This is a genomic window from Pseudomonas sp. (assembly GCF_048265905.1).
Classification (GTDB): Bacteria; Pseudomonadota; Gammaproteobacteria; order Pseudomonadales; family Pseudomonadaceae; genus Aquipseudomonas.
The window spans coordinates 183,791-196,779 of the sequence record NZ_JBLXAP010000002.1 but is presented as its reverse complement, the minus strand read 5'-3'; the positions used below and the strand labels follow the sequence as shown (position 1 = coordinate 196,779).

11 protein-coding genes are annotated in these 12,989 nt (G+C 55.6%); 6 read left to right on the top strand and 5 right to left on the bottom strand.

Annotation, left to right across the window (positions count from 1 at the left end; translation table 11 throughout):
- Positions 1-326 precede the first annotated feature (326 nt).
- Complete coding sequence (locus ACN0UH_RS04095; protein ID WP_417660861.1) at positions 327-1,613, top strand: glycosyltransferase; 1,287 nt, start codon at positions 327-329, stop codon at positions 1,611-1,613.
- Between the two features lie 45 nt (positions 1,614-1,658).
- Here the strand turns inward: ACN0UH_RS04095 and ACN0UH_RS04090 are convergent, their stop codons facing one another.
- From ACN0UH_RS04090 to purE, 4 genes are all read right to left on the bottom strand, one after another.
- A complete protein-coding gene (locus ACN0UH_RS04090; protein WP_417660860.1) occupies positions 1,659-2,195 on the bottom strand; it encodes a DUF3299 domain-containing protein in 537 nt (178 codons plus the stop codon).
- Positions 2,196-2,351: 156 nt separating this feature from the next.
- Positions 2,352-2,597 (bottom strand): GlsB/YeaQ/YmgE family stress response membrane protein, encoded by a 246-nt coding sequence (locus ACN0UH_RS04085; RefSeq protein ID WP_417660859.1) that lies wholly within the window; start codon positions 2,595-2,597, stop codon positions 2,352-2,354.
- A gap of 173 nt (positions 2,598-2,770) precedes the next feature.
- A complete protein-coding gene (locus tag ACN0UH_RS04080) occupies positions 2,771-3,853 on the bottom strand; it encodes a 5-(carboxyamino)imidazole ribonucleotide synthase (RefSeq protein ID WP_087518826.1) in 1,083 nt (360 codons plus the stop codon).
- Between the two features lie 22 nt (positions 3,854-3,875).
- Entirely contained in the window at positions 3,876-4,367 is a 492-nt protein-coding gene (gene purE, locus ACN0UH_RS04075; protein ID WP_417660858.1) for a 5-(carboxyamino)imidazole ribonucleotide mutase, read from the bottom strand.
- 310 nt (positions 4,368-4,677) lie between these two features.
- Between purE and ACN0UH_RS04070 the strand changes: the two genes are divergently transcribed.
- The 3 genes from ACN0UH_RS04070 to ACN0UH_RS04060 all read left to right on the top strand — a co-directional run bounded on the left by ACN0UH_RS04070 (position 4,678) and on the right by ACN0UH_RS04060 (position 7,986).
- Positions 4,678-5,670 (top strand): AraC family transcriptional regulator, encoded by a 993-nt coding sequence (locus tag ACN0UH_RS04070; RefSeq protein WP_417660857.1) that lies wholly within the window; start codon positions 4,678-4,680, stop codon positions 5,668-5,670.
- A 154-nt stretch (positions 5,671-5,824) separates the two neighbouring features.
- Positions 5,825-6,883, top strand: coding sequence for a histone deacetylase family protein (locus tag ACN0UH_RS04065; protein ID WP_417660856.1), 1,059 nt, complete (start codon positions 5,825-5,827; stop codon positions 6,881-6,883).
- A gap of 2 nt (positions 6,884-6,885) precedes the next feature.
- Positions 6,886-7,986, top strand: a complete 1,101-nt coding sequence (locus tag ACN0UH_RS04060) for a polyamine ABC transporter substrate-binding protein (RefSeq protein WP_417660855.1) — start codon at positions 6,886-6,888, stop codon at positions 7,984-7,986.
- 799 nt (positions 7,987-8,785) lie between these two features.
- On the opposite strand, the gene ACN0UH_RS04055 is transcribed toward ACN0UH_RS04060, so the two are convergent.
- Positions 8,786-9,697, bottom strand: coding sequence for a LysR substrate-binding domain-containing protein (locus ACN0UH_RS04055; protein ID WP_417660854.1), 912 nt, complete (start codon positions 9,695-9,697; stop codon positions 8,786-8,788).
- A gap of 244 nt (positions 9,698-9,941) precedes the next feature.
- Between ACN0UH_RS04055 and ACN0UH_RS04050 the strand changes: the two genes are divergently transcribed.
- Positions 9,942-11,366, top strand: coding sequence for an aspartate ammonia-lyase (locus ACN0UH_RS04050; protein WP_417661103.1), 1,425 nt, complete (start codon positions 9,942-9,944; stop codon positions 11,364-11,366).
- A gap of 354 nt (positions 11,367-11,720) precedes the next feature.
- On the top strand, positions 11,721-12,989 hold the full coding sequence (locus ACN0UH_RS04045; RefSeq protein ID WP_417660853.1) for a dicarboxylate/amino acid:cation symporter: 1,269 nt from the start codon (positions 11,721-11,723) through the stop codon (positions 12,987-12,989).

Sequence of the window (12,989 nt, the reverse complement as noted above, 5' to 3'; positions counted from 1 at the left end):
TGAAACAAAAATATATCGGAAAATTTCACGATAAACATTAAAATACCTATCAATGTAACCTTCCTCTCAATCAACCTCCATAAACTAAACTTGAGCGTTTGGAGTAGGTAAAACTATACAATCTAGTACAGAGCAGGACAAAGAACACGACGCATCACTGTCTGACTTAAATATCCTAAAAACAATCCACACAGATATGACCGGCGATGGGCAAGACGAGACGATTAATGTACGGTTCATGGGCGCTTACTCTTCTAGCGCTCATCACTGCTTAGCTCGCCAAGTCCGTTACAATTCGTTTTTTCGACAGCTGACTCTCTTCTCCTATGCACAAGATTCTTGTTATCGGCTACGTATGGCCAGAACCACGCTCATCGGCTGCGGGCAGTAGAATGATGGAGCTGTTGGAGTTGTTTCAAGCGCAAGATTGGCAGGTGGTCTTCGCCAGCGCCGCTGCGCTGTCAGAACACCGGGCTGACTTAACTACGCTGGGCATTCCGGAGATTCAGGTTGCGCTCAACTGCGACAGCTTTGACCAACTTGTAGCTGAAATGCAGCCAGACATGGTGCTGTTCGACCGGTTTTTCACTGAGGAGCAGTTCGCCTGGCGCGTTGAGCGTGCCTGTCCTAAAGCCCTGCGCGTGCTCGACACCTGCGATTTGCACAGCTTGCGTGAGGCGCGTCAGTTGCTGCTGAAAAATGCGCAGCAAGCCTGTGCAAGCGAGGCGGAAAAGCAGCATGTAGGCGCAGTAACCGCAGACGCTGACCAACTCTTTAGCACAATGGCCGAGTTAGATACCGCCAAGCGCGAGGTCGCAGCGATCTTTCGTAGCGACTTAACCCTGATGATCTCAACCTTTGAGACGCAGTTGCTGCAACAGGCCTTTGCGGTGCCTGCCGCGCTCATTCACGACTGCGCATTGATGTTGATACCCAGCTCCAGCGAGCCCGCTCCGTTCGCCGAGCGGGCGCACTTCATCAGCATCGGCAATTTCCGCCACGCGCCTAACTGGGACTCTGTACTGTGGCTTAAGCACGCGCTGTGGCCGCTGGTTCGCCAACGGCTGCCGCACGCTCAGTTGCATGTATATGGCGCTTATCCTCCGCCCAAAGCCACTGCACTGCATAACCCCAAGCAAGGTTTTCATGTGCTGGGCTGGGCGGATGACGCACATCAAGTCATGGGCCAAGCGCGGGTGTGCCTGGCGCCGCTGCGCTTTGGTGCGGGAATTAAAGGCAAGCTGGCGGATGCAATGGCCTGCGGTACACCGAGCATCACCACCGCAATTGGCAGCGAAGGGATGCATGGCGATATGCCTTGGGGTGGAGCGGTGGTGGATTGCGCAAGTGCCTTTGCCGATGCAGCTACGACGCTGTATGAAGATGAAAACCGCTGGCTGCAGGCTCAAGCGCAAGGCACTGCAATTTTGCAGCAGCGCTTTGATCGCCAGCGTCTGGGAAGCGAACTGATTAGCCAGCTTACTCAGTTAAGCGAAAATCTCGACGCGCACCGACGCAGCAACTTCATCGGTAGCATGCTTCGTCATCACACACTGAAAAGCACGCAATACATGTCACAGTGGATTGCTGCGAAGAATAGAACCGAAAATTGACTTATCCACAGGTGCAAGCCTACTAAAGGTGCGCCGTGCACTGCGTTACAGGTCTTCTTCCTCGACAAGCCTAACCTCACTGGCATCCAGCGCGTAGGCGGCATCTGCGAGATCGTTGCTGACGCTCTCGACCTTAATCTCACCGCTAACCCACAGCGGCGCGTAGATATCTTCCAGCGCGATACCTTTTGGATATCGCACCAGCACCAGTTGATTCGGAGGCGGAGGCGGTACGTGAATGCAGGCACCGGGGTATGGCACGAGGAAAAACAGCGTGCTGCGCCCTTTGGCATCACTTTCGAGCGGCACAGGATAACCGCCAAGACGAATCTGCTTACCGTTAAACGCCGCTACGGTTTTAGCCGAGTACATGACTGCGGGAAGCTTTGCATCACGCTGTTTAAGGCCACCGGATTGGTAGAACGTGCTGTCTTCTTCGGGGCTGTCATGGCTGATATCCGGCATGTTCTCCAAGGCCTTCTGGTCCTCGGCAGGCATCAGCTCCAGCCAGTCAGTCTCGGGCAACTCAGCAAAGGCCAGGCTGCTGATCAGCAACAGAGGCAGTATTAACAAACGCAACATCAACAGTCGTCCCGGCGAAAAGCAGGCCTGCAGTTTTATCCAGTCGGCAGGCACATGCAAGCGTCAGCCCTGCAACGGCGGTAGGCCGTTACAAATGGAAAAGCCACCGTGTGGCGACACACGGTGGCTTTTTGCAGAACAACGACAGAACCTGTATCAGTTCTTTTTAACCATGGCGTAGATAAACAGTAGAACCACTGCACCCACGACTGCACCAATAAACCCGGCGCCTTGGCCCGCTTGGTAAATGCCCAACGCTTGACCACCATAAGTCGCTGCCAGCGACCCACCGATACCTAGCAGGATGGTCATGATCCAGCCCATGCTGTCATCGCCAGGCTTAAGGAAGCGTGCGATTAGACCGACAATCAGACCGATAATAATTGTGCCGATAATTCCCATGGCTTGTTCTCCATTTCAAATGATTGCGCCTTGAGTTCAAGCAGTAGGCATCATCACAGGACGATACTGGCGCTCAAACCACAGTCTAGAACAACTATGGCGCTCAGCAATCTGACGGCCAATCTGAATGGAGGTTCCCCTGACGCTGCGTTGCGCAGCGCCAGGTCAGCTCATCAGGCATCGATAAGGGCCTGTACGGCGGCAACTTGTTGGTCCAGCGTAGCGCGGTCTTTACTGCGCACGGTGGCGTGGCCAACCTTGCGCCCAACCTTGAATGCCTTGCCGTAATGGTGCAAGTGGCAGTCGGCAATGGCGCTCACTTTATCCACAGGCGGAATTTCGCCAATAAAGTTGAGCATGGCGCTCTCGCCCACTTTCGCCGTGGAGCCCAGAGGCAAACCAGCAATGGCGCGCAGGTGGTTTTCAAACTGGCTGCATTCAGCGCCTTCAATCGTCCAGTGTCCGGAGTTGTGCACACGCGGGGCGATCTCGTTAGCTTTTAAGCCACCGTCGACTTCAAAGAACTCAAACGCCAATACACCCACGTAGTTGAGTTCATCCAGCACGCGGCTGGCGTAATCTTCCGCCAGCGCCTGCAGTGGGTGATTGCTGCTGGCGATCGACAAGCTGAGAATGCCGCTGTTATGGGTGTTGTGCACCAGCGGATAAAACTGCGTTTCACCGTCGCGACCACGCACAGCGACCAGCGAGACTTCGCCAGTGAACGGTACGAATCCTTCGAGCAAGCATGGCACGCTGCCCAGCTCAGCAAAGGCATCGACAACATCTGCAGCGCTGCGCAGAACCTTTTGTCCCTTGCCGTCGTAGCCCAAGGTGCGGGTCTTCATCACGGCTGGCAGGCCAATGCTGGCGACGGCGGCATCAAGATCCGCTTGCGATTGAATATCAGCGAACTCCGGCGTCGGGATGCCAAGGTCCTTGAACATCGACTTCTCGAACCAACGATCGCGGGCAATACGCAATGCTTGCGCGCCTGGATAAACCGGTACGAACTGCGACAGAAAGGCAACGGTTTCAGCCGGGACGCTTTCAAATTCGAAAGTCACCAGATCGACTTCATCAGCCAACTGGCGTAAATGATCCTGATCACCGTAATCGGCACGAATATGCTCACCCAGCGCTTGCGCACAGGCATCTGGCGCCGGGTCGAGAAAAGCGAAGTTCATGCCCAGCGGAGTCCCCGCCAGTGCCAACATGCGGCCCAACTGGCCGCCACCGATTACACCGATTTTCATAACACAGCCCTTTTAGATCGACTCAAGCGTGACGCGGGTCTGGATTGTCCAAAACAGTTTCAGTTTGCTCAGCACGGAATTTCTTCAGCGCCTCATGAAACTGCGGGTGTTGATGGCCAAGGATACTCGCCGCCAGCAATGCCGCGTTAATTGCGCCAGCCTTGCCGATCGCCAAGGTTGCAACCGGAACACCGGCGGGCATCTGGACGATAGAGAGTAGCGAATCAACACCTGAAAGCATCGACGATTGCACCGGCACGCCGAGGACTGGAAGGTGCGTTTTAGCCGCACACATGCCCGGTAAGTGTGCAGCGCCACCGGCGCCAGCAATAATCACCTGGATACCGCGAGACTCAGCCTGCTCGGCGTACTGGAAGAGCAAGTCCGGGGTGCGGTGAGCTGAAACAACTTTCACCTCATAACCGATACCCAGCTTATCCAGCATCTCGGTGGTGTGGCTAAGGGTGCTCCAGTCGGACTTGGAGCCCATGATCACGCCTACCAGTGTGCTCATCGTTGTGCCTCTTGCTTTGGCGCCAGCTGGCGCGTCAAAAACTAACAAGCCACGCGGTTTAACCAGCGTGGCTTGTTTGCGATATATAGCCGGGTGCCGCCGGCCGAAGGCCGCGCAGTGTACCGCAAAAAAACGCGTGTAAACACCGGAGAATGGGGCTTTAACCCTGACCGTTGGTCATGCCTTGGTAACAACAAATATACGTCAAACCTACAATTACCAACGAGAACGCCGATATTCGGCAAATTGTCGACAAACCCGGCGTGTATTTTGCTTAAAGTGTATTCAAACAATAAGTATGGACACCGCAATGTTGCAGGCCCACTTAACCACACTGCACGTGGTCTCATTGACCCTCAAGTATTTTGCCAACCAGCCCGAGCTCATCGACGCGTTGCTGGCTGACAGCGGTATCGACCCCAAGGCGCTGGACAGCACCGATACGCGTATTACCCGACACCAGGAATTGCAAGTCTGCGCCAATGGTTTAGCCCTGCGCAGCGACCTTGGCCTTGAGCTGGGCCGGCGCATGCATGTTTCAGCCTATGGTTTGCTCGGTTACGCCGCGCTATCAAGTGCAACCTTAGGTGACGCCCTGCACTTTATGTTCGGTTATCCAGCGTTACTCGGCACCTATTTCGAACTCGATTTGCACGTCGAAAACGATCTTGCCTGGATCAGTGCCAGCGACTACAAACAGCTGGAACAGCTTGAGGTATTTAGCGTCGAGATGTGCATGGCCTCACTGAAGTTGATGTGCGATGACCTTCTGGGTGAACCCATTAGCGTGACCCGCGCGACGTTCACTCATCAGCAACCCGAGTATGTAGCGTTTTACTCATCCAGCTTTGGCCAAGACATTGCGTTTAATGCCAGCCAGAATGCTTTTGCCTTCCCTGCAAGCCTGCTGCAAAAACGCCTGCCGCTGGCCGACCCGGTCACTCATCAAGAAATGCTGGTGCGCTGCCGCCAGCAAAATACCGAGTTCACAACCCGGCAAACGTGGCTGGCACGCGTGCGCCAGCATATCGAAGCGCAGCTTCCCAACCCACCCGGTCTTGAACAACTGGCGCAGCAAATGCACTGCTCGCCGCGAACCCTGCGTCGTCACCTGCACACATTGGGCACGCACTACCAAGAGCTGCTTGATGAGCTGCGTTTCGCCCGCGCTAAAGAGTTACTCGGTAAAGAGCACTGGCCGATCTACCGAATTGCCGAAGAGCTCGGCTTTAGTGAAACAGCCAGTTTCCGGCACGCTTTTCAACGCTGGAGCGGCGTCGCGCCCAGCCATTTCAGAGTTTGAGTACACAACCCGCAAGGGGCCATTGCGATGAGAAAGGCTCGCAGCGGTCGTAAAATTTGGCCATATCGATCCCCTTTTGGCCGTTGTCAGCGTTCACCCGAGCGTCCTGCAGGCAAACAATGGAGCCATAACAAATAACCGTGGGGCTCCAATCATGCTTACCATTTACAGCGACGACCATCATCTTCATCACGGCAGTTGCGAGTTGATCGACGGCAAATTGATGCCCTGCTTTGAGATGCCCAAGCGCGCCGATCATATTCTCCAGCGCGTAAAGGACCGCAGTATTGGTGAGATTCGCGAGCCGCAAGACTTTGGCCGCGCGCCCATAGAACGCATCCACACAGCCCAATACCTGAACTTCTTCGAGGGCGCCTGGGCGCGTTGGCAAGAACAAGATGGAAGCGGGGATTTGCTGCCCTACACCTGGCCTGCGCGCACTTTAAGCCAGCGCTTGCCAACCAGCCTGCACGGGCAACTCGGCTACTACAGCTTTGACGCTGGCGCCCCGATCACCGCAGGCACTTGGCAAGCCGCTTATAGCGCGGCGCAAGTTGCGCTCACCGCACAACACGAAATTGCCAAGGGCGCACAGAGCGCATTTGCCCTGTGCCGGCCACCGGGCCATCACGCTGCCAGTGATGTAATGGGCGGCTATTGCTACCTCAACAACGCCGCAATCGCTGCGCAGGCCTTTATCGATCAAGGCTACAAGCGCGTCGCGGTTCTCGATGTCGATTACCACCACGGCAACGGCACTCAATCCATTTTCTACTCACGCAGCGATGTGCTGTTCACCTCGATTCATGGGGACCCGAAGTTTGAATTCCCCTTCTTCCTCGGCCATGCCGATGAACATGGCGAAGGCGCCGGTGAAGGGTTCAACATCAATTATCCATTGCCTGCAGGCAGTGGCTGGGACAGTTGGGGCGCTGCGCTGGACGACGCCTGCAAACGAATAAACGCATTCGACGCCGAGGTAGTTATCGTCTCGCTAGGCGTCGATACCTATAAAGAAGACCCAATCTCGCAATTCAAGCTCGACAGCCCGGATTACCTGAGCATGGGCGAGCGCATTGCAGCAATGGGCTTACCAACGCTGTTCGTCATGGAAGGCGGCTACGCCGTCGAAGCTATTGGCGTCAACGCAGTCAATGTGTTGGAAGGTTTTGAAAATGTCTGCCGACCTAATAATTCGAAGAAGGACGCATGATCATGAAGAAAATCCGCACCTTGATTGGCGCCGCACTCTGCGGCACAGCCATGCTGGCCAGCGCAGCACATGCTGCTGAGCGTGAGCTACGGGTTTATAACTGGGCCGACTATATTTTGCCGTCGGTGCCGAAAGACTTCGCCAAAAGCACCGGTATCAAGCTGACCTGGGACGTGTTCGATACCAATGAATCGCTGGAAGCCAAGCTGCTAACCGGCAACTCGGGCTACGACCTGGTGGTGCCTTCCAACACCTTCCTCGATACTCAAATCAAGGCTGGCGTGTTCCAAAAACTCGACAAGAGCCAATTACCCAACTGGAAAAATCTCGATCCAGAACTGTTAAAGCTGATGGCGACGAACGATCCGGGCAACGAACACGCTGTGCCTTACATGTACGGCACGGTAATTATTGGTTTCAACCCAGCCAAGGTTAAAGCCGTGCTCGGCGCCGATGCGCCCGTCGATAGCTGGGACCTGATATTCAAAGAAGAAAACATCTCCAAGCTCAAGCAATGTGGTGTGGCGATGCTCGACTCGCCCGGCGATATCCTACCAATAGCCCTGCATTACCTCGGGCTGAACCCCAACAGCACCAAGTCGGCTGACTACGACAAAGCCACCGACCTGATGATGAAAATCCGCCCGAATATTGCCTATTTCCACTCGGCCAAATACATGACCGACATTGCCAATGGCGACATTTGCGTAGCGGTGGGTTATTCGGGCAGCTTCTATCAGTTCGCCAACCGCGCGAAAGAGGCTGGCAACGGTGTGGTGGTTGATTGGCGCTTGCCGAAAGAAGGCGCGCCACTGTGGTTTGACTCATTTGCCATTCCAACCAGCGCGCAAAACGTTGAAGAAGCACATGAGTTCCTCAACAACTTGCTTGAGCCACAAGTGATCGCATCGACCAGCAACTTCCTCGGTTATCCAAACCCGAACAAGGCAGCGTTGCCGCTGATGAAAGCGGAGATCCGCGATAATGCAGGGCTGACGCCGACCGCTGAAGCGCAGAAAACCTTGTATGTGCTGCAACCGCTACCGCAAAAAGCCGAGCGGATGCGCACCCGCGCCTGGACCAAAATCAAGTCAGGCACCTAACTCTCAAACGAGGCCGTCGCACCCTGCCCTGTAGGGTGCGACAACGCGAAGCTTGTCCACCGAAGCCCGGCCAATCGCACAAATATCCACAGCCGCAATGGCGGACGAAAAAAGCGTCGTCCACCCTACTTTCCTGATGCGCCGTAGGGTGTGACAACGCGAAGCTTGTCCACCGAAGCCCAGCCAATCGCACAAATATCCACAGCCGCAATGGTGGACGAAAAAAGCGTCGTCCACCCTACTTTCCTGATGCGCCGTAGGGTGCGACAACGCCAAGCTTGTCCACCGAAGCCCAGCCAATCGCACAAATATCCACAGCCGCAATGGTGGACGAAAAAAGCGTCGTCCACCCTACTTTCCTGATGCGCCGTAGGGTGCGACAACGCCAAGCTTGTCCACCAAAGCCCAGCCAATCGCACAAATATCCACAGCCGCAATGGCGGACGAAAAAAGCGTCGTCCACCCTACTTTCCTGATGCGCTGTAGGGTGCGACAACGCGAAGCTTGTCCACCAAAGCCCGGCCAATCGCACAAATATCCACAGCCGCAATGGCGGACGGAAAAGCGTCGTTCACCGTACTTCCTGATGCGCCGTAGGGTGTGACAACGCGAAGCTTGTCCACCGAAGCCCGGCCAATCGCATAGTTATCAACAGCCGCAATGGTGGATGAAAAAAGCGTCGTTCACCGTACTTCCTGATGCGCCGTAGGGTGCGACAACGCGAAGCTTGTCCACCGAAGCCCGACCATTCGCATAGTTATCAACAGCCGCAATGGTGGGTCAAAAAAGCGTCACTACCCTACTTCGTCTGTCCTACTTCGCCGCTTTCCAGCTTGCGCCAAAGCAGGCGCACGGCGGCTTTGCGCACCAAGGCGCAGCGGTATAAACGAATTTCCAGTGGTGATTGCCACGCGTCTCCACCGCACACCGCCAACTCGCCCCGCGCCAGCTCGGCGGTCACGCTTAAACGCGGCACCCACGCCACGCCCATACCTTGCAGCGCCATGCTTTTGAGGCTGTCCGCCATTGCGGTTTCATACACGGTGGTCGAGCGCAGCGCACGCTGGCGTAGCAACAGATTGACCGAGCGCCCGAGAAACGCCCCAGCGCTATACGCCAGCAACGGCACCGTTTGACCACTGTCGAGATCAAACAAAGGTTGCCCGTGCTCATCCACTGCGCAGACCGGCAACATCTCTGTGCTGCCCATGTACAGCGACGGGAATATCTCCGGGTCCATCTGCAAAGCCGCGTCAGGATCGTAGTAAGCGAGAATCAAATCGCAGCTGCCTTCACGCAACGAATGCACCGCTTCACCCACATTGGTCGCCACCAATCGGGTGTTGAGCGGCAACCCTTCACGACGCAAGCGAGCGATCCATTCAGGGAAAAAGCCGAGAGTCAGTGAGTGCGCAGCAGCGATTTGCAACACCTCGCCCTGCTTGCCTTCAAGGTTATGCAAATGCCGCACGACCTCGCCCAACTGTTCAACCATGCTCCGCGCTGTCACCAGAAACAGCTGGCCCGCCTCGGTCAACTCGATAGGGGTGCAAGAGCGGTTTATCAACGTCAATCCGAGCACCGATTCAAGGCTGCGAATCCGCCGACTGAACGCTGGCTGGGTGACAAAGCGTTTCTCCGCCGCGCGCGAAAAACTACGCGTGCCAGCCAATGCGACAAAGTCTTCCAGCCATTTGGTTTCCAGATTCATCAATCCCCCAATGCCCTGATTGCAGCCTGAAAGTTATCCACAGACCAGCTTCGCGTGCCTGTACAGGTGTGACCATTGCTCAAGCCAGCATCCGCACAACGCTGATTAACGTTGTGAAGTCACACCTACATTATGCCGATTGTGCATAGCATAGCGTTTAACAGCATTGGCTTGAATATCCATGAAGTCCTTACCCTATAAGGCATGGCGATACCTCTCGCCGAATCCAGAGATCATCTCAATCATGTCCGCTGCTGCATCATTCCGCGTTGAAAAAGACCTGCTCGGTACCCTCGAAGTCCCTGCAGATGCTTATTACGGCATTCAAACCCTGCGCGCCGTAAACAACTTCCGTCTTTCTGGCGTACCGCTGGCCCACTACCCGAAGCTGGTCACCGCTTTGGCAATGGTCAAGCAAGCAGCAGCCGACGCCAACAGCCAGCTGGGCCACCTCAGCGGTGAAAAGCACGCAGCCATTAGCGAAGCCTGCGCCCGGATTATTCGCGGCGATTTCCACGACGAATTCGTGGTCGACATGATTCAGGGCGGTGCCGGTACATCGACCAACATGAACGCCAACGAAGTCATTGCCAACATTGCGCTCGAAGCCATGGGCAAGCAAAAAGGCGAGTACGGCTTCCTGCACCCAAACAACGATGTGAACATGGCGCAGTCAACCAACGACGCCTACCCAACCGCGATTCGCCTGGGCTTGTTGCTTGGCCACGACACTTTGCTGGCCAGTCTCGACAGCCTGATTCATGCTTTCGCCGCCAAAGGTGAAGAGTTCGCCCACGTCTTGAAGATGGGCCGTACCCAGTTGCAAGACGCCGTGCCTATGACCCTTGGCCAGGAATTCCGCGCCTTCGCCAATACCTTGGGTGAAGACCTCGCACGCCTGCGCAGCCTGGCACCGGAACTGCTGACTGAAATCAATCTCGGCGGCACAGCAATCGGCACCGGTATCAACGCCGACCCGGGCTATCAATTGCTTGCGGTTGAGCGCTTGGCTGCAATCAGCGGACAACCTCTGGTGCCAGCGGCTGACTTGATCGAAGCCACCTCGGACATGGGCGCCTTTGTCCTGTTCTCGGGCATGCTCAAGCGCACTGCAGTGAAGCTGTCGAAGATTTGTAATGACCTGCGTTTGCTGTCAAGCGGGCCACGTACTGGCATCAATGAAATCAACCTGCCACCGCGTCAGCCGGGCAGCTCGATCATGCCGGGCAAGGTCAACCCGGTCATCCCGGAAGCCGTTAACCAAGTGGCATTTGAAGTGATTGGTAACGATCTGGCACTGACTCTGGCGGCTGAGGGCGGTCAATTGCAGCTCAACGTTATGGAGCCGCTGATTGCTTATAAAATCTTCGACTCGATCCGCCTGTTGCAACGCGCCATGGACATGTTGCGCGAGCATTGCATCGTCGGGATCACCGCTAACGAAGCACATTGCCGTCAACTGATGGAGAACTCCATCGGCCTGATCACCGCGCTGAACCCTTACATCGGGTATGAAAACGCCACCCGTATCGCCAAGCTCGCCCTGGAAAGCGGCCGCGGCGTGTTGGAGTTGGTGCGCGAAGAGAAGCTGCTGGATGACGAAACGCTGAACGACATTCTGCGTCCGGAGAACATGATTGCTCCGCGCTTGGTGCCGCTCAAAGCTTAGCGATTATCCGACGAAAAGCGCTTAAAAATGCTCCATCAGGGGGAAACTTAGGGAGAAAACGCAGCGAACGCTCGGTAAACTGCGCGCCCTTTATGTTTCCCCCTGCCGACACCGCTCACTGTATTTCCCTGCACGTCTCTACTCAACGCCTGCGGTTAAATGCCGAAGGGCCAATGAGTATGTGCAAGTTAGACATTCGCGCGTGGCCAGCAGGTGAACAGCTAACGGATCAATCATCACAGCGCCTCGTACAAGGTGTTGCATGATCCGTCAGCGTAGAAATGCAGGTTACGAGCAACCTTCAAGACCGCACAGACGGTCTGCTCAACAACAGTTACTGGAATGGTGAAATGCATGTCTCAGAGTTCTAAAACCGCAACATCGCCGGGCCTGTGGAAACGTCTACAGCTGTGGCACAAGATCCTTATTGGTCTGGTCCTCGGTGTTGCCACAGGTGCAATCTTCAAAGAAGACGCGCTGGTTCTGGCTCCCATCGGAACCCTGTTCCTCAATGCAATCAAGATGTTGATCGTACCGCTGGTGTTTGTCTCGCTGGTGGCAGGTATCACCTCCATGCAGGATTCCGCCAAGCTCGGGCGGATCAGCATCAAAACTATCTCCATCTATATGGTCACGACTGCATTCGCAGTCAGCATTGGCCTGCTATTTGGCGCGGTATTCACCCCTGGTGACGGCCTCAATATGGTTGCCAGCGGCCAAGAGACTGCCAAAGAAGCGCCATCGCTGGTCTCCATTCTGGTTGGCCTGGTGCCAAGCAACCCGGTGACTGCGTTTGCTGAAGGCAACGTGCTGCAGATCATCGTGTTCGCCATCGCGATTGGTGTGAGCATGAACTTGGTCGGTGAAAAAGCCGCACCGGCAATCAAGCTGTTCGATAGCTTGGCCGAAACCTTCTACAAACTGACCGACCTGATCATGAGCCTCGCGCCCTATGGCGTGTTTGCCTTGATCGCCGGTGTGGTTGGTAGCCACGGCGCCGAAGTCCTGCTGCCGCTGGCCGAAGTGATCGGGGTTATCTACCTCGCCAGCATCGCCCATGTGTTGTTGGTCTACGGCGGCTTGATCAGCTTGCTCGCACGCTTAAGCCCGATGCGCTTCTTACGCGGCATTGCGCCGGCATTGGCTGTGGCGTTCAGTACGTCAAGTAGTTCCGGTACTTTGCCGGTTTCGATTGAATGTGCCCGCAAAAATCTTGGTGTATCGCAGGGTGTAGCGGGGTTTGTGCTGCCGGTTGGCGCGACCATCAACATGGATGGCACGGCGATTTACCAAGGCGTATTGGCACTGTTTATTGCCCAAGCGTTCGGCGTTGATCTTGGCGCTGGCCAGTACATGATGATCATCCTCACCGCCACGCTGGCCTCTATCGGCACTGCCGGTATTCCTGGTGCAGGCTTGATTATGCTCGGTCTGGTCCTGACCGCTGCTGGCTTGCCGCTTGAGGGTGTTGCATTGATTGCTGGCATCGACCGTATTCTCGATATGGCCCGCACCACCGTCAACGTCGCGGGCGACCTGATGACCACAACCTTGGTTGGCCGCAGCGAAAACGAGCTGGATGTCGAGATTTACAACAGCCCCAACCACGACGGCACTCAGTAA